The 16,327-nt window shown below is 72.1% G+C and carries 13 protein-coding genes; 5 read left to right on the top strand and 8 right to left on the bottom strand.

All coding sequences use genetic code 11. The annotated features are described in order from the left end of the window. The first annotated feature begins 47 nt into the window (after positions 1-47). From ABZ453_RS00230 to ABZ453_RS00220, 3 genes are all read left to right on the top strand, one after another. Complete coding sequence (locus ABZ453_RS00230) at positions 48-980, top strand: helix-turn-helix domain-containing GNAT family N-acetyltransferase (protein ID WP_359010562.1); 933 nt, start codon at positions 48-50, stop codon at positions 978-980. A 597-nt stretch (positions 981-1,577) separates the two neighbouring features. Beyond that, positions 1,578-2,378, top strand: coding sequence for a sugar phosphate isomerase/epimerase family protein (locus ABZ453_RS00225; protein WP_359009987.1), 801 nt, complete (start codon positions 1,578-1,580; stop codon positions 2,376-2,378). Between the two features lie 77 nt (positions 2,379-2,455). Then, a complete protein-coding gene (locus ABZ453_RS00220) occupies positions 2,456-2,587 on the top strand; it encodes a hypothetical protein (RefSeq protein ID WP_359009985.1) in 132 nt (43 codons plus the stop codon). Here the strand turns inward: ABZ453_RS00220 and ABZ453_RS00215 are convergent. From ABZ453_RS00215 to aroA, 4 genes are all read right to left on the bottom strand, one after another. Continuing rightward, positions 2,568-3,149: an alpha/beta hydrolase gene (locus ABZ453_RS00215; RefSeq protein ID WP_359009983.1), complete on the bottom strand. Its 582-nt coding sequence runs from the start codon at positions 3,147-3,149 to the stop codon at positions 2,568-2,570. The genes ABZ453_RS00220 and ABZ453_RS00215 overlap by 20 nt on opposite strands. A gap of 455 nt (positions 3,150-3,604) precedes the next feature. Then, positions 3,605-4,240 (bottom strand): GNAT family protein, encoded by a 636-nt coding sequence (locus ABZ453_RS00210; RefSeq protein WP_359009981.1) that lies wholly within the window; start codon positions 4,238-4,240, stop codon positions 3,605-3,607. A gap of 50 nt (positions 4,241-4,290) precedes the next feature. Continuing rightward, the gene (locus ABZ453_RS00205; RefSeq protein ID WP_359009979.1) at positions 4,291-4,959 is read right to left on the bottom strand and encodes an HAD-IA family hydrolase; all 669 of its coding nucleotides are present in this window, start codon (positions 4,957-4,959) and stop codon (positions 4,291-4,293) included. Beyond that, the gene (gene aroA, locus ABZ453_RS00200; protein WP_359009977.1) at positions 4,949-6,193 is read right to left on the bottom strand and encodes a 3-phosphoshikimate 1-carboxyvinyltransferase; all 1,245 of its coding nucleotides are present in this window, start codon (positions 6,191-6,193) and stop codon (positions 4,949-4,951) included. Before aroA ends, ABZ453_RS00205 begins: the two co-directional genes overlap by 11 nt. Positions 6,194-6,711: 518 nt before the next feature. On the opposite strand from aroA, the gene ABZ453_RS00195 reads away from it, so the two are divergent. Next, positions 6,712-8,496 carry a glycoside hydrolase family 3 protein gene (locus tag ABZ453_RS00195; RefSeq protein WP_359009975.1) on the top strand — a complete coding sequence of 595 codons (1,785 nt, stop codon included), beginning with the start codon at positions 6,712-6,714 and terminating at the stop codon, positions 8,494-8,496. A gap of 137 nt (positions 8,497-8,633) precedes the next feature. Beyond that, complete coding sequence (locus ABZ453_RS00190; protein ID WP_359009973.1) at positions 8,634-9,269, top strand: hypothetical protein; 636 nt, start codon at positions 8,634-8,636, stop codon at positions 9,267-9,269. Positions 9,270-9,294: 25 nt separating this feature from the next. Here the strand turns inward: ABZ453_RS00190 and ABZ453_RS00185 are convergent, their stop codons facing one another. The 4 genes from ABZ453_RS00185 to ABZ453_RS00170 all read right to left on the bottom strand — a co-directional run bounded on the left by ABZ453_RS00185 (position 9,295) and on the right by ABZ453_RS00170 (position 16,275). Next, positions 9,295-10,722 (bottom strand): S28 family serine protease, encoded by a 1,428-nt coding sequence (locus ABZ453_RS00185; protein WP_359009971.1) that lies wholly within the window; start codon positions 10,720-10,722, stop codon positions 9,295-9,297. 99 nt (positions 10,723-10,821) lie between these two features. Further along, positions 10,822-11,211: a hypothetical protein gene (locus ABZ453_RS00180; RefSeq protein ID WP_359009969.1), complete on the bottom strand. Its 390-nt coding sequence runs from the start codon at positions 11,209-11,211 to the stop codon at positions 10,822-10,824. 246 nt (positions 11,212-11,457) lie between these two features. Further along, on the bottom strand, positions 11,458-15,162 hold the full coding sequence (locus ABZ453_RS00175; protein WP_359009968.1) for an ABC transporter ATP-binding protein: 3,705 nt from the start codon (positions 15,160-15,162) through the stop codon (positions 11,458-11,460). Between the two features lie 60 nt (positions 15,163-15,222). Then, complete coding sequence (locus ABZ453_RS00170) at positions 15,223-16,275, bottom strand: esterase-like activity of phytase family protein (protein WP_359009966.1); 1,053 nt, start codon at positions 16,273-16,275, stop codon at positions 15,223-15,225. Between the last annotated feature and the right edge of the window lie 52 nt (positions 16,276-16,327).

The following is a 16,327-nucleotide window of genomic DNA, read 5'->3' as shown; positions in this document are numbered from 1 at the left end:
GCTCGCCGGTATCTCTGACTGAGTCAACCATCCGGGGGTCGATGAGCATGACCGTCCAGGACATCCGCACCTTCAACCGCTTCTACACGAACGTCATCGGCGCCCTGGACTACAGCCGCCAGCTGTACGCCCCGTACACCCTCACCGAGTCCCGCGTCCTGTACGAGCTCGCGCACGCACCGCGTACCGACGCGGCCGATCTGCGGGCCGAGCTGTCGTTGGACGCGGGGTATCTGAGCCGGATCCTGAACAAGTTCGAGGAGGCCGGGCTGATCGAACGCGCGCCCTCCGACACCGACCCCCGGCGTCGGCGCATCACCCTCACCGCCCGTGGCCGGGAGACCGCCGACCTGCTCGCCGAGCGGGCCAACGAGTCCGTGGGCGCGCTGCTGTCCACCGTGCCGTCGGCCGACCGGACGCGACTCGCGGAGGCGATGCGAGCCGTCCGCGAGATCCTCTCCGAGGGGCGCCCGCCGCGCCGCGAGGACGTTGTCCTGCGCGAGCCGGGCCCCGGTGACCTGGGCTGGATCGTGTCGCGCAACGCGGCCCTGTACGCGGCCGAGTTCGGCTGGAACACCGACTACGAGGGGCTGGTCGCGCGGATCGTCGCGGACTTCGCCGAGGACCACGACCCGCATCTGGAGCGGGTGTGGATCGCCGAGCTGGACGGGCGGCCAGTGGGGTGCGTGATGTGTGTACGGGACGACGCGCCCGGCACGGCCCGGCTGCGGCTGCTGCTCGTGGAGCCGGAGGCGCGGGGGCTCGGCATCGGCGACCGGCTGGTGGGGGCCGTCATCGACTTCGCGCGGGGCGTGGGCTACCGGGAGCTCGTCCTGTGGACCAACGACGTACTCGCCGCCGCCCGCCGCATCTATCAGCGCCACGGCTTCGTCCTGTCCGCCGAGAAACCCCACCGCTCCTTCGGCAAGGACCTCAACGGCCAGGACTGGCGCCTGGACCTGCATGGCGCGCAGGAGTGACGGGGGCGGGGAAGCGGGCGCCTGGGGGGTGAGGGGGGTTCCACAGGTCGGGGCCGGAGGGGGCGGCTTGTGGGTGGGGAAGCGGCAGCACATGGAGAGCGGGCGGACCTCAAGGGCCAGGCCGGCGGTTGAAGCTGCACGGCGCGCAGGAGTGGCGCGGGGCGGGGAAGCGGGCGGCCCTGGCGAACGAGGTCATCAGCGGCTGGGACTGGCGGCCGGACTGCGGTGCGCGGCAATGGTGCGGGCGGGAAGGCGGGCCGGTCCGGGGAGGTGCCGGAGCCCACGGGCCAGGGACGGCCGCATCTGCGCGGGGTCGGTCGGAGTGACGGGGCGGGGAAGCGGGCGCCCGGGGAGTGAGGGGGGTTCCGCAGGTCGGGGCCGGAGGGGGCGGCTTGTGGGTGGGGAAGGTGCCGGGCCTCCCGAGTGGGCGGCTCTCGAGCGGCCGGAGCGGTGGCTGGTCTGGGCGGTGTGGGGTGGGGGTGGGGTCGGGCGGATGGGGTCGGTGGGGTGAGAGGTGCGGGGCGGTGGGTAGATGGGCGTCAGCGGTCGGGCACGGTGCCTGGACCTGTAGCGCACACACGAGTGACAGTAGGGACCATGCGACTGGCGTTCTCCACCCTCGGCGTCCCCGGCCTGCCGATTCCGGACGTGGTCCGGCTCGCGGCCACCCACGGCTACCACGGCGTAGAACTGCGCGCCCATCCGGAGGAGCCGGTCCACCCCGGTATCGGCCCGGACGAACGGGCCGACGTGGCCGCCGAGTTCAAGGCGGGCGGCATCGAGATCCTGGGGCTCGCGGGCTACGCGCGGGTCGCCGCGCCCGGCGACGACGGACCCGTGATCGAGGAGGTCCGCCGCCTCCTCGACCTCGCCCACGACCTCGGCGCCCCCTACGTCCGCGTCTTCCCGGGCGGAGGTCCCGAGCAGACCCGCGAGCGCGCCGACGCCATCGCCGCCCGGCGGCTCGGTACGGCCGCGGAGCACGCCGCCGACCTCGGCGTCCGCATCCTGCTGGAGACGCACGACTCGCACCGCACCGGCGCTGACGCGATCCGGGTCCTCGGTCTGGTCGGCCACCGGTACGTCGGCGCCCTCTGGGACGTCATGCACACCTGGCTCGGCGGTGAGCAGCCCTCGGAGACGTACGCCGCCCTCTCGCCCTACCTCGGCTACGTCCAGGTCAAGGACATCGCCTCCGCCGAGGACAAGACCCCCCTCGGGCTCGGCGCGGGCGTCCTGCCGCTCACCGAGTGCGTGGACGTCCTGTCCCGGCACGGCTGGGACGGCTGGCTGTGCTGGGAGTACGAGAAGCGGTGGTACGAGGAGGCCGCGCCGCTCGAGGACCTGCTGGGCGCCGGCCGCTTGCACCTGGCCCGGCTGCTCAACGACTCGGCGTGAGCGTGCCCGCGTGACGCCGGCGTAATTCACTGGCCGCGGCCGGGAGCCGCTGGCTAGGCAACCTCCGCGCCGGTCTCGTGGCCGCCCGCACCTCCGCCACGACCGCCCTGCTCACCGGCGGCCTGATGTGCCTGCTGGCCGTGCTGGCGGTTGCCGTGAGAACGCCCGAGCTGCGGGACGGCGGTGCGGTCACACCGGACGGACGGTGATCTTCGCCGCCGGGTCCAGGCACCACTCCAGTACGGCCGGCCAGGAACCGTAGCCCGCGTCCAGGTCCAGGTGTGCGGCGCCCGGAAGGAGATCCGTCGGGATGCCGAACGGGTCGCCGTAGAGCTCACGTGCTCCTTCTGGGCAGTACGGATCGTCGTCCCCGGCGACGAGTCGGGTGGGCGTCGGAAGGGCGAAGTCCAGGGCGGGCGGGGTGAATTCGGCGACCTCGGGATACCGGGCGAGGACGGACGCGGACGGCGGCGCCACCAGCAGCACCCGGTCGACGGCACCGTCCGTCACGATCCCGCGCGCGACGGCGTGCAGCCACAGCACGGCGGAGGCACTGTGGGCGAGCACGACCCTCTCCTCGCCGTCCATCCCGTCCAGATACCTGCCCAACTCCGACAGCCACACCTCCAGGCTCGGGTCGTCGGGATCCGGGAGCTGGGGGTAGGTGACGCGGTGCCCGAGCCCGTCGAGCCGGTCGGCGAGCCAGTGCTGCCAGTGGGCGGGCGGCCGGTGGTTCTGCCAGCCGTGGAGGATCAGAAAGTGCGAGGTCATGGAGATCATGCTGACCGAGAACCGGGTCAGGGGTCCAGGCCGGCTCCGGGGCCGGCCAGGAGGGGACGGGCCGGTCGGGACGCCGGGTCGGCCAGGAGGCGGGCCGAGTCGGCCAGGAGGCGGGCCCGGCGGTTCGGGTCGGCCAAGAAGCGAGCCCGCGGTCCGGGTCGACCAAGAGACGGGCCCGGCAGTCAGAGTCGACCAGGGAGCGGGCCCGGCGGCCCGAGTCGACCAAGAGGCGAGCTGCCGGGCCGAGTCGACCAAGAGACGGGCCAGGCAGTCAGAGTCGACCAGGAGACAAGCCGGGCGGCCCGAGTCGACCAAGAGGCGAGCCGCCGGGCCGAGTCGACCAAGAAGCGAGCCGCCGGTCCGGGGCGGCCAAGAGGCGGGCCCGGCAGTCCAGGGCGACCAAGAAGCGAGCCGGGCGGGCCGGGCGGCCAGGAGGTGGGCCGGGTCTAGCCGGCGGGCCGGGTTGTGAAGCGGGTGATCCGTTGTTCCAGGCGGCTGCGGCGTTCCGGCCACTCCGGTGCGGTGATCGAGAAGATCGCGGAGTCGCGCAGACGGCCCTCCTCGCCCGGGGCCCAGGAGCGCGACCAGTTGCGCAGGACGCCCTCGAAACGTGCCCCGACGCTCTGGATCGCGGCGCGGGAGCGCTCGTTGCGGGCGTCGGTCTTGAGGTCGATCCGGGACACGCCCCACTCCTCGAAGGCGTGCCGGAACAGCAGGAGTTTGGCCTCGGCGTTGACGCCGGTGCCCTGCGCGCCGGCGCCGAGCCAGGTGAAGCCGACCTCCACGGCGTCGAGCCGGTCCTCCGACCGCCAGCAGCGCGGCTCCCAGTACGACGTGGCGCCCACCGCCCGCCCCGAGGCCAGGGAGACCTGCGCGTACGGTGCCAGCCGGCCCGTGGCCGCCCGCGCCAGCTGCGCGTCGATGTAGCCCTCCACCTCGTGGGCCCTGGGCACCCAGGTGTAGTCGTAGGTGCCGCGGTCCACTTCCGCGGCCGCCGCCAGATCGGCCGCGTGCCGGTGCTCCAGCGGCTCCAGACGCACCAACGCACCCTCCAGCAGCGGCCCTTGCAGCAGGTAACCCACTCGGTGACGTCCCTTCAGAACGGTCAGATCAGTCAGCACCATCAGCACGGTCAGAACAGGTCGAGGATCTCGGTCAGCCTGGTGACGGACGGCGCCCCCGGTGACGGTACGGCTCCGCCGGGCGTCATCACCCGGCCCGTGTACCCGAGTTCGACGGCCGCGGCGACCAACTCCGGGTCGTCGTCCACGAACAGGCACTCCTGGGGCCGCAGCCCCAGCGTGTCGCTCGCGTGCCGGTACATGCGCGGGTCGGGTTTACGGCAGCCGAGGAGCGCCGAGATCGCGTACGCCTCGAAGTGGTCGCCGATTCCCAACGCGGCGTGCATGTCCGGCAGTCCGGCCCAGGCGTCCGAGACCACCGCCATCCGCACACCCCGGCGCCGCAGCTCGTCCAGTGTCTCCGCCACCCCCGGGCACAGCTCCACCACCGACGTGACGGGGATCTCCCGGCTGAGGTCGGCCAGCAGACCCGGTGTCGGCTCCAGACCGAGGTGGCGCAGCAGGACCCGGTGGTAGTCGTCGTAGTCCGGCGTCGACGCCGACGCGGCGAAGAAGTCCTCGCCCGCCGCGATCGCCGCCGCGAACCGCTCCGGTGCGACCGTGGGGTCGTGACGGAGGACGGTCTCCTCGAAGTCCACCCGCGGGTTCCAGCGGCCCCCGACGGGCCGGATCAGCACACCGCCCGAGTCGAAGAGCACGGCGCGCAGTTCACCGCTCATCCCCCAGCACGCTCCTCAACTCCGCGAACGCCTCATGGAAGCCGGGAAAAGTCTTCCGTACGCAGGCCGGGTCGTCGAACGAAATACCCGGCGTGCGCAGGCCGGTCACCGCGAAGGACATCACGATGCGGTGGTCGCCGTACGTCCTGATCTCCGCGCCCGTGGGTGTGCCGGGACGGATCTCGATCCAGTCCGGGCCCGTGTCGACGCCGATCCCGAGCCGCCGCAGGTTCTCCGCGCACGCCTCCAGCCGGTCGCACTCCTTCACCCGGGTGTTCGCCACGTCCTCGATGCGGACCGGACCGGAGGCGAAGGGGGCGATGGCGGCCAGGGTGGGCATGGTGTCGGAGATGTCCCGCATGTTCACGGTCACGGCACGCAGTTCGCCCGTGCCCCGGACGGTCGTGGTGTCCGCCCCCACGGACACCCCCGCGCCCATCCGCCGCAGGACCTCCACGAACCCCAGGTCGCCCTGGAGCGCGCCCCGCCCCAGCCCCGGCACGGTCACCTCCGCGCCCGGAGTCACCGCGGCCGCCGCGAAGAAGTAGCTCGCGGTGGAGGCGTCGGGCTCGATCGCGTAGGTCGTGGCGCGATAGCCGCCCGACGGGACGACGAAGACGTTCCCCTCCCGGCCCACCTCGGCCCCGAACGCCCGCATCATCGCGATCGTGATGTCCACGTACGGCGCGGAGACCAGGTCGGTGACGTGGATGCGCAGGCCCTTGCGGGTCAGCGGGCCGAGCAGGAGGAGCGCGGTCAGGTACTGCGAGGACTGGCCGGCGTCCAGGGTGACCTCGCCGCCCTCGACCTCGGCCGCCCGTACGGTCAGCGGGTGGTGGCCCTCCGTCTCCTCGTGCCGCAGGTCCACGCCGAGGTCGCGCAGGGCGCGGGTGAGCGGGAGCAGGGGGCGGCGGCGCATCTGCGGCGAGGCGTCGAAGCGGTAGGTGCCCCGGCCCGCCGCGGCCAGCGTCGGCAGGAAGCGGGCGGTGGTCGCGCCGTCCCGGCAGTACACGTCCGCCTCGCTCACCGCCGGGCCCTGCGGGCGGCCGTCCACCTGCCAGGCGTCGGGTGTGCGGCCTACGCGGTGGCCGAGCCGTACCAGGCCCTCGGCGAAGCCCTCGGTGTCGTCCGAGCGGAGCGGGCGCACGAGGGTGGTGACACCGTCGGCCGCTGCCGCCAGGAACAGGGCGCGGGCGGTGATGGACTTGGAACCGGGGATGGTGACAACGGGCATGACTCATGATCGACCGCGCGGGGGGCGCGGCGCCCGCACGTCCACGGGATGGACCCCTTCCCGTCGCCCGCCGGTCACCGACGGCGCGGGGCGAGCGGCCTGTCGTCCGGCGGTCGCAGGGGCCGTACGTCTTTGGCGGGAGCGGCCGCCCGGGGTGACGGCTCGCCCGTCCCGCGGGCCCCACCGGCACCGACTTCCGGGAATCGCCGAGGAGGGGGGAACCCGGCCCGAATACGGTTCGTCCAACCCGCAAGTTGCCGGATGAGTCTCCGCCGTGCGGTGTCGGCCCTCGCTGCTGGCTGCGATCGCTGACCTACCCTCTCCGCCGTACTGCGGCCGGCAGCACAGCCGCCATCGGCGCGCCCCCCTCCAACAGCGCCGATGGCGGCCCCTTCGCGGAGCCTTTCGGCAGCCCGATTCCCGGTGGCGTGCGCGCTCCCTTGACTGGCAGAAACTTCCCGGATATTGCTTCCCGGACGGAAGTTTCCTTCAGTGGATCATCTCCGGAAGGAGCGCACGTGCCCTCCAGACGTACCGTCCTCGCCGCGACCATGGGTGTCACCGCATCCCTCGCGGTCGGCGGCACCGCTCACGCCGACGACAAGAAGCTCCGCTCCCTCATCTCCCGTATGACCCTGCCGGAAAAGGTCGGCCAGCTCTTCGTGATGCGGGTCTACGGCCACTCCGCCACCGCTCCCGACCAGGCCGACATCGACGCCAACCTGAAGGAGATCGGCGTCCGCACGGCCGCAGAGCTGATCGCGAAGTACCGCGTCGGCGGCATCATCTACTTCACCTGGGCCAACAACACCCGCGACCCACACCAGATCGCCGAGCTGTCCAACGGCATCCAGAAGGCGTCCCTCAGCGGCCCCCGCGGGCTGCCCGTGCTCGTCACCACCGACCAGGAGCACGGCATCGTCTGCCGCGTGGGCAGCCCCGCCACCCTCTTCCCGGGCGCGATGGCCGTCGGGGCGGGCGGCTCCCGTGCGGACGCCCGCACGCTGGGCCGCATCTCGGGTGCGGAGCTGCGCGCGATCGGCATCAACCAGGACTACTCCCCCGACGCCGACGTCAACATCAACCCGGCCAACCCCGTCATCGGCGTCCGCTCCTTCGGCGCCGATCCGGAGGCGGCGGCCGGCCTGGTCGCCGCCGAGGTCGCCGGGTACCAGCGGTCGTCGGTCGCGGCGACCGCCAAGCACTTCCCGGGGCACGGCGACACGACCGTCGACAGCCACTACGGCTTTCCGGTGATCACCCACAGCCGTGAGCTGTGGGAGAAGCTGGACGCCGTCCCCTTCCGGGCGGCGATCAGGGCGGGCGTCGACTGCGTCATGACCGCGCACATCCAGTTCTCGGCCCTGGACGACTCCGGTGACCCGGCCACCCTCTCCCACCCCATCCTCACCGGCGTCCTGCGCGGCGAACTCGGCTACGACGGGGTCGTGGTGACCGATTCCCTGGCCATGGAGGGCGTGCGGACGAAGTACGGGGACGACCGGGTCCCGGTGCTCGCGCTGAAGGCCGGTGTCGACCAGCTGCTCAACCCGCCGAACCTGTCCGTCGCCTGGAACGCCGTCCTGACGGCGGTTCGGGACGGGGAGCTCACCGAGGCGCGGCTGGACGAGTCGATCCTGCGCATCCTGCGGCTGAAGGCGCGGCTCGAGCTGTTCGAGCGGCCGTATGTCAGCCGGGCCGGTGTGGACCGGGTGGTCGGCACGAAGGCCCATCTCGCAGTGGCCGACCGCATCGCCGAGCGCACGACGACGCTGCTGGTCAACCAGGGTTCGCTGCTGCCGCTGTCTCCCCGTACGCACGCGAAACTCCTGGTCGTGGGCGCCGATCCGGCCTCCCCGTCCGGTACGACGGGCCCGCCGACGGGTGTGCTCGCGAGGGCCCTGACGGGACTCGGCTTCACGGCGTCGGCCCTGTCCACCGGCACGGCGCCGTCCTCCGCCACCATCGCCTCGGCGGTGGTGGAGGCGCGGGCGGCGGACGCGGTGGTCGTGGCGACGTACAACGTCACCGCGGGCAGTTCGCAGAAGACCCTCGCCGAGCAACTGGCAGCGACGGGCAGGCCGGTGGTGGCGATCGCCGTCCGCAACCCCTACGACGTGGCCCAACTCCCCTCCGTCCCGGCCTACTTGGCCGCCTACTCCTGGACGGACGTCGAACTGAGGGCGGCAGCGCGGGTGATCGCCGGGAAGGTGGCGCCGCGCGGGAGGCTGCCGGTGCCGGTGCAGCGGGCGGACGATCCGGCGCGGGTGCTGTACCCCATCGGTCACGGACTGACGTACTAGAAGGGGCGTAGACCGCATACGCCGCACAACCGGCGTACACCCCCCAACGGACCCAATACCTCCAGCACGTCTGGCGTGACCAGCCTGTGAGGGTCACGCTGGACAGGGGTGCGCGGGGAGGCGCCCGGGGGGACGCGATGCGTGAGAGATGTTCGGTGGGGGTGGTCTGTGCTCTGCTGATGCTGGTCGCCGCGGTGCTGACCGGCTGCCAGGCGCTGTCGTCCGCGTCCGGTGAGGACGCCGGGCCCACTGTCACACCGGCGGCGGCCTCGACACGGCCCTCCGGCTACGGGGCGGTGTTCCTCGGGGTCGACGAGTGCAGTTCGTTCGGCACGACGAGCTTCACCGAGGTGCCGTGCACCAGTGAGCGGGCGGCGGCGCGGGTGGTCGCGCGTCACGATGGCACGGTGGCCGACGGACCACTGTGCCCGGCGACCACGGACTTCGTGCTGCACATCAGCGCGCAGAGCCCGTCGTCCGACGAGGACGGCGACGGTTCGGTGCCGCAGGGCTACGCCTGTATGCGCAACCTGGAGCCCCCGCACCCCGGTGATCCGGGCGGCGGGGGCGGACCGCGCACCATCGTCGGCGACTGTGTCTACGGCTCGGGCAGCGGGCAGGTCCGGGAGACCAGGTGCGACGGCGGCGGCGCGAAGAAGCCGCAGTACAAGGTGGTCAGGGCGGTCGCCAGACGGGCGTCCTGCCCCGCGTCGACGGCGCTCTACGTCCACCTCGACGGCGAGCAACCGGTGGGCTGCGCCCGGCGCGTCTGACCGACGGCCGGGCGCGGCACGGGCGTCAGGGACGCAGCGCGGGCTCGCGCTCCACGTCCCGCACGTCCAGCTTCCGGTCGAACCGGGCCAGCGGCTTGGCGACCGGTGTCTCGTCCGCCACCCCCGCCCAGTCCAGGATCCGCTGCGTCGCCAGCGCCTTCTGGTCCGGGACCAGACCGGCGACGTTCGCCCCGTGGTTGAGGCCCGGCGCGGTGAAGACGTACGCGTCCTTCGCGCCCTTGCCGACACGGAAGCGCTCCGCTCCCCACGGGTCGTTCTGGCCGTACACGAAGAGCATGTGGTGGGCGTGGTGCCGCACCCAGGTGTCGACGTCCCGCATGGCCCCCGGCTGGAACCGCATCGGAATCGACCGCGGCACGAAGTTCCGCGGCGCCTGGTAGCCGTAGCGGACGTACTTCTTCTCGATGTACGGGAAGTGGATCGTCGGCGCGCCCAGCTGGGTGCCGGCCTGGTAGTAGTACGGCGTGTACGGCTCCAGGCCCTGGTCGGTGTAGAAGGAGAACCCGGAGATGGTGTCGACGGAGTCCCAGATGGCCTGGTCGGTGGCGTGCTTGGCGTCCGCCGGGATCGTGGCGCAGTCGGAGAGCAGGCTGTACTGCCAGAAGCCCCAGACGTAGTCGAGGACGACGGCCTCGTAGGCGCGGTCCAGGCTGCCGATGGTCGTGAACGTGTAGCCGTTCTCGGCCGCGTACGCCGCGTACTTCTTCTCCAGCGGCTCCCGGCGCACCAGCGCCTCGCGCTGCACGGCGTTCAGCCGGTCGCGGCACTCCTTGGTGCCGACGCCGGTGAAGAAGCGGTCGTAGGCGGAGTCCTCGTTGTCGACGACGTCGTTCGGGGCGACGTAGGCCACCACGCCGTCCATGTCGCGCGGGTAGAAGCGCTCGTAGTACGTGGCGGTCATGCCGCCCTTCGAACCGCCCGTGGAGATCCAGCGCTTGGGGTAGACCGACTTCAGCGCCTTGAAGACGCGGTGCTGGTCGCTCGCCGCCTGCCAGATGTCCAGCTTGGACCAGTCGGCCGGGTTCGGCCGGGACGGGGTGAAGAAGCGGTACTCCATGGAGACCTGGTTGCCGTCCACGATCTGGGTCGGCTCGCGGCGGCTCGGTGTGGTGGAGACGTTGTAGCCGCCGGTGTAGAAGACGGTCGGGCGGTCGACCCCCTTGTGCAGTACGGTGATCCGCTGCTGGAAGGTGCCCTTGGACGGATGCCGGTGGTCGACCGGCTGGGTGTAGTTGAGGACGAAGAAGCGGTATCCGTGGTACGGCTTCTCCTCGATCAGGCTCATGCCCGGGATGGCGAGCAACCGGTCCTTGATGTCGGTCGCCGCTTTCGTCCCCGTGGCCGCCGGCTGGGCGGCGGTGGCCGCTCCCGCCGTGCTCAACGTGCCTATGAGCACGGCGAACGCGAGCAGCCATCTGAGCGCCTTGCGCATGCACCCTCCCCTGTGAGTACAGATGTCCGCCGGACGCTAGCGTCGCAACGGGCGGACGCACCAGGGGAGTTCAAGAAATACTTGTGGGTTTCCCGTGACTCAGCAAAGGATCCAGCCCGAGCTCACGGATCCGCCCTCCACCGAGCCCTTGATCCGCACGCAGCGGTGTCCGGCGTGCACCGTGACCGGTCCGGCGTGGTGGCTGTACCGTCCGCTGTCGACGACCGGACGGTTGCCGCGGGCCTGCACGCTGACCGACATGGAGCGCTTGGCGGTGGAGGCGTGCTTGGGGAACGTCACGGCGCAGACGTAGCCGTCGGCCTTGTAGACGTGCACGACACCGGTGGAGAACGTCAGGTCCCGCACCTTGCGCCCGGAGCAGTACGGATCGGCGTGCGCGCTGCCCGACGCGGCGAGCGCGAGTGCCCCGGACGCGGTCACCACGGCCATGCCGAGCGCGATCCGGCGCCGTATCGCACCAGAGTCCACTGTCGTCCCTCCCCTACGACCGACAAAGAGCGTACGGGTGTACGGACGCCGGACGTATGTCGGATGGTTGCACGCCCGTCAGGGAACCGACAGCGAATCAACAGCGAACAGACAGCACAGCCCCACCCCGTGACCCCGACCGCCTCCTCCGCGTCCGGCTGGGCCTCCCGGGCCTCGGACGACTGGCCGGACTCCGTCCGGCGGCTCACCTGGGCGGGCAGTTCGGGGAACATCGCCGCCAGGCGGTCAGGCGGCCAGAGGCTCGTCCTCTCCGACGAACGTGCGCCACAGCTCTGTGTAGCGGCCGCCGAGTCGGATCAGCTCCTCGTGCGTACCGTCCTCCACCACCCGCCCGTGGTCCATCACCACCACCCGGTCCGCGCGGGCTGCCGTGGTCAGGCGGTGGGCTACGACGAGGGTGGTGCGGCGGCCCGCCAGGCGGTCGGTCGCTTGGTTGACCTGGGCCTCCGTGGCCAGGTCGAGCGCGGCGGTCGCCTCGTCGAGGAGCAGGATGTCGGGGTCGACGAGTTCCGCGCGGGCCAGCGCGATCAACTGGCGTTGGCCGGCGGAGAGGTTGCGGCCGCGCTCGGCGACCTCGTGGAGGTAGCCGCCGTCGAGGGTGGCGATCATCTCGTGCGCGCCGACCGCCCGGGCCGCCGCCTCGACCTCGGCGTCCGTCGCCTCGGGGCGGCCGTAGGCGATGGCGTCGCGGACGGTGCCCTGGAAGAGGTACGCCTCCTGCGGGACGACACCGAGCCGGTGGCGGTAGGAGGTGATGTCCAGGGCCCGGAGGTCGGTGCCGTCGACCGTCACCCGGCCGCCGGTGGGGTCGTAGAACCGCGCCACGAGCTTCACCAGCGTCGACTTGCCGGCGCCGGTCTCGCCGACGAACGCGACCGTCTGGCCCTCCGGGATCGTCAACTCGACGCCGGACAGGGCCTCTTCGTCGTCGCCGTAGGCGAAGTGCACGTCCTCGAAGGCGATGTCGCCGCGCAGCGAGCGGACTTCGAGGGGCTCGTCGGCGGCCTTGGTGGAGGTCGGCTCGCGCAGCAGTTCCTGGATCCGCCCGAGGGAGACGGTGGCCTGCTGGTAGCCGTCGAAGACCTGGGAGAGCTGCTGGACCGGCGCGAAGAACAGGTCGATGTAGAGCAGGTAGGCGACCAGCGCGCCGGTCGTGAGCGTGGCGTCGTCGATCCGTCCCGCACCGGCGATCAGCACGGCGGCCGCGGCCACCGACGACAGCAGCTGCACGAACGGGAAGTAGATCGAGATCAGCCACTGCCCGCGCACCCGCGCCCGGCGGTAGCTGTCGCTGAGCTCCGTGAACCGCGCCCCGCCGTCCCGCTCGCGCGAGAAGGCCTGCACGATCCGCAGCCCGGAGACCGACTCCTGGAGGTCGGCGTTCACCAACGACACGCGCTCACGGGCGAGTTCGTACGCCTTCACGCTCGCCCGGCGGAAGAAGTACGTGCCGACGACCAGCGGCGGCAGGGTGGCGAAGACGACCAGCGCGAGCTGGACATCGATCACCAGCAGGGCGACCAGGATGCCGAAGAAGGTGACGACGGAGACGAACGCGGTGACCAGCCCGGTCTGCAGGAACGTGGACAGCGCGTCGACGTCGGTCGTCATCCGGGTCATGATCCGGCCGGTCAGCTCCCGCTCGTAGTAGTCGAGGCCGAGCCGCTGGAGCTGGGCGAAGATCTTCAGCCGCAGCGAGTACAGGACCCGCTCGCCGGTGCGGCCGGTCATCCGGGTCTCCCCCACCTGCGCGGCCCACTGCGCGGCGACCGCGAGCAGCCCGAGCAGCGAGGCCGACCAGACCGCGCCGAGGGCCAGGGCGTTGACGCCCTTGTCGATGCCGTGCCGGATCAGCACGGGCAGCAGCAGGCCCATCCCGGCGTCGACGGCGACGAGCCCGAGGCTGATCAGCAGGGGCGGTCCGAAGCCCCGCAGCAGCCTGCGCAGCCCGTAGGAGTCCTCGGGCCTGACCGCCCGCGCCTCGTCGATGTCCGGGGTGTCGGTCGCCGGCGGCAGCGCCTCGACCTGCGCGAGGAGTTCCGGGGTGGCCGGCATCCCGGACAGCGCGTGGTCCTTGGGCTGCCGGTCGCCGGTCCACAGCCGCGGGGTCACCCCGCGCTCGGCGTCGAACTCGGCGTCCAGCTCGTCCCGCACGGAAGTGTCCTCGGCGGGCTGGGCGGGCCGGGCGTGGCCGGGCGAGACACCGCCGAGCTCGTCGGGGTCGGTGAGCAGACGGCGGTAGAGCGCGGACCGCTCCTGCAGCTCCTCGTGCGTGCCGAGGTCGGCGAGGCGCCCGCCGTCGAGGACGGCGATGCGGTCGGCGAGGTTGAGGGTGGAACGGCGGTGCGCGATGAGCAGGGTCGTACGGCCCCGCATGACGTGCCTCAGCGCCTCGTGGATCTCGTGCTCGACGCGGGCGTCCACGGCGGAGGTGGCGTCGTCGAGGACCAGGAGACGGGGGTCGGTGAGGATCGCGCGGGCGAGGGCGACCCGCTGGCGCTGGCCGCCGGAGAGGGTGAGGCCGTGCTCGCCGACCTTGGTGCCGTAGCCCTTGGGCAGCTCCCTGATGAAGCGGTCCGCCTGGGCGGCGCGGGCGGCGGCCTCGACCTCCTCGTCCGTGGCGTCCGGGCGGCCGTACGCGATGTTGTTGCGGACGGTGTCGGAGAAGAGGAAGGAGTCCTCGGGGACCAGCCCGATCGCGGCCCGCAGCGAGTCGAAGGTCAGCTCGCGGACGTCGTGCCCGCCGATCAGGACGGCCCCGTGCGTGACGTCGTAGAAGCGCGGGAGGAGGAGGGAGACCGTGGACTTTCCGGAGCCGGAGGAACCGACGACCGCGAGGGTCTCCCCCGGGCGGATCTCGAAGCTCAGTCCTTGCAGGACGGGCCGCTCGTGGTCGTAGCCGAAGGAGACGCCGTCGAACTCGACGGTCGCGGGCGCGTCGGCGGGCAGCTCCTTCGTGCCCTCCGTCATGGTCGGCCGGGTGTCGATCAGCTCCAGGACGCGCTCGGTGCCGGCGCGGGCCTGCTGTCCGACGGTGAGGACGAACGCCAGCATGCGGACCGGGCCGACGAGCTGGGCGAGGTAGGTGGAGAAGGCGACGAAGGTACCGAGGGTGATGTGACCGCGCACGGCGAGCCAGCCGCCGAGCGCCAGCATGGCGACCTGGCCGAGGGCGGGGACGGCCTGGAGAGCGGGGGTGTACGTGCTGTTCAGCCGTACGGTCCGCAGCCGCCCGGCGAACAGCCGCCGCCCGACCTCCCGGAGCTTCCCGGTCTCCTGCTCCTCCTGCCCGAACCCCTTCACCACGCGTACGCCGCTGACGGCTCCGTCGACCACGCCGGCCACGGCGGCGGCCTGGGCCTGCGCGTACCAGGTGGCGGGGTGCAGCCGGGAGCGGCTGCGCTTGGCGATCCACCACAGGGCCGGGGCGACGGCGAGGGCGACGAGGGTGAGCGGCAGCGACAGCCAGGCCATGATGACCAGGGAGATCAGGAAGAGCAGGACGTTCCCGATGGTCATGGGGAGCATGAAGAGCAGCCCCTGGATCAGCTGGAGGTCGCTGGTGGCGCGCCCCACGACCTGCCCGGTGGACAGCTCGTCCTGCCGTCGCCCGTCGAGCCGGGTGATCGTCTCGAACATCTCGGTCCGCAGGTCGTGCTGAACGTCGAGGGCGAGACGGCCGCCGTAGTAGCGGCGGACGTAGGTGGAGACGTAGACGAGGACGGCGGCACCGACCAGCGCCCCGGCCCAGGGGGCCATGCCCCGGCTGTGATCGCCGATCACGTCGTCGATGATCACCTTGGTGACGAGGGGGACGAGCGCGGTGACGGCCATGCCCCCCAGGGAGGACCCGAGGGCCAGCACGACGTCCTTCGGATACCGCCACGCGTATCCGGCCAGTCGCCGTGCCCATCCCCGTTGCTCGCTCACGCGGGTGCCCTCCGATCGTCCTGATCTACCGGAAGGCACCAACACGAGACGAAGCGGATTTCATCCCTCCGCAACAAATGGGAGGGGTCGGACGCGCAGCCGCAGGTAGTAGAAGCGGGTGGTCTGCGCCGCGTTCTGGTTGTCGTCGCTGACCAGGAGCACCTTCAGGCGGCCCTTCGAGTACCCCGTCACGGTCATCCCCTCGATGTTGTCGAGGAGCGGGTTCGGCTGGGGCTGCTTCGCGGTGGCGCCGAGGGACGGGCAGTCGGCGATGTCGGCGAGGAGTGTCTTCCTGATCAGCCGCACACCCGGCTGGTCCGTCAGGTTCTCGATGCCGCTGGTGTCCGTCGCGTGGCGGGGGTCGGCCAGGTAGAGGCGGACGGTGTTGCCGACGCCGGCGGTGAAGCCGCGCTCCAGGACGAGGAGGCGGCCGTCGGGGGTGGCCTGGACCTCGGGGACGCCGAGGCCCGCGTCGACGCGGTAGGCGTACTGGGCGGCGAGACGGAAGGGGGCGCCCTTGATCCGGGTCCAGGTCTGGAAGCGGACGATGTCGGTGGAGTCGCCGGAGATCGCGTTCTCCATCGAGGCGAGCAGGGTGCGGCCGCCGGGCAGGAGGGTCAGGCCCTCGAAGGTCTGGTTGGACGTGGCGCGTCCGGCGGGGGCGACGAGGAGGTCGGACGGGACCGGGAGCCGGTCGAGGATCCCGCCGTCGGTGCCGTAACGGCGCACGGACGGCTCGGTCTCCGAGGTGATCAGACGGGTGCCGTCCCGGTCGACGACGAGACCCTCGCTGTCCAGCGCGGCCCCCTTCTCGTCGGCGAGCTGGACGACCCGCTTCGGCCGGAGCGTCCTCGCGTCCAGGTCGAAGAGGGAGGAACGGTCCTCCAGGGCGGCGATCGAGCCGTCCTTGTCCACCGCGAGCGCGGAGAAGTTGCCGACGAACGTGCCGTCGTACGTCGTCTTGTCCAGCGCGTCGGAGAAGCGGTCGATCGAGACGGAGGGCGAACAGGCGTGGCTCGTCCGCGGGGTGGCCGGGGCGGGCCCGGCGGCGGTCAGCGTGGTGGCCGCCGCCAGGGCCGCGGTGACGGTCGCGAGTACGGCTCTCAGGCGCATGCGCGCCACCGTAGGCGCCGCCGGTGACACGCGGGAGACCAGCGGACGTCAA

Origin of the sequence: Streptomyces sp. NPDC005799, from assembly GCF_040630525.1 — a bacterium.
Classification (GTDB): domain Bacteria; phylum Actinomycetota; class Actinomycetes; order Streptomycetales; family Streptomycetaceae; genus Streptomyces; species Streptomyces griseorubiginosus_B.
This window is presented reverse-complemented; position numbering and strand designations above follow the sequence as displayed.

Bases quoted from the DNA above. Each gene is read 5' to 3' on its own strand.
- ABZ453_RS00215 (WP_359009983.1), bottom strand. From the start codon at position 3,149: ATGACCTCGCACTTTCTGATCCTCCACGGCTGGCAGAACCACCGGCCG.
- ABZ453_RS00190 (WP_359009973.1), top strand. From the start codon at position 8,634: ATGCGTGAGAGATGTTCGGTGGGGGTGGTCTGTGCTCTGCTGATGCTG.
- ABZ453_RS00230 (WP_359010562.1), top strand. From the start codon at position 48: ATGACCGTCCAGGACATCCGCACCTTCAACCGCTTCTACACGAACGTC.
- ABZ453_RS00170 (WP_359009966.1), bottom strand. From the start codon at position 16,275: ATGCGCCTGAGAGCCGTACTCGCGACCGTCACCGCGGCCCTGGCGGCG.
- ABZ453_RS00205 (WP_359009979.1), bottom strand. From the start codon at position 4,959: ATGAGCGGTGAACTGCGCGCCGTGCTCTTCGACTCGGGCGGTGTGCTG.
- aroA (WP_359009977.1), bottom strand. From the start codon at position 6,193: ATGCCCGTTGTCACCATCCCCGGTTCCAAGTCCATCACCGCCCGCGCC.
- ABZ453_RS00225 (WP_359009987.1), top strand. From the start codon at position 1,578: ATGCGACTGGCGTTCTCCACCCTCGGCGTCCCCGGCCTGCCGATTCCG.
- ABZ453_RS00185 (WP_359009971.1), bottom strand. From the start codon at position 10,722: ATGCGCAAGGCGCTCAGATGGCTGCTCGCGTTCGCCGTGCTCATAGGC.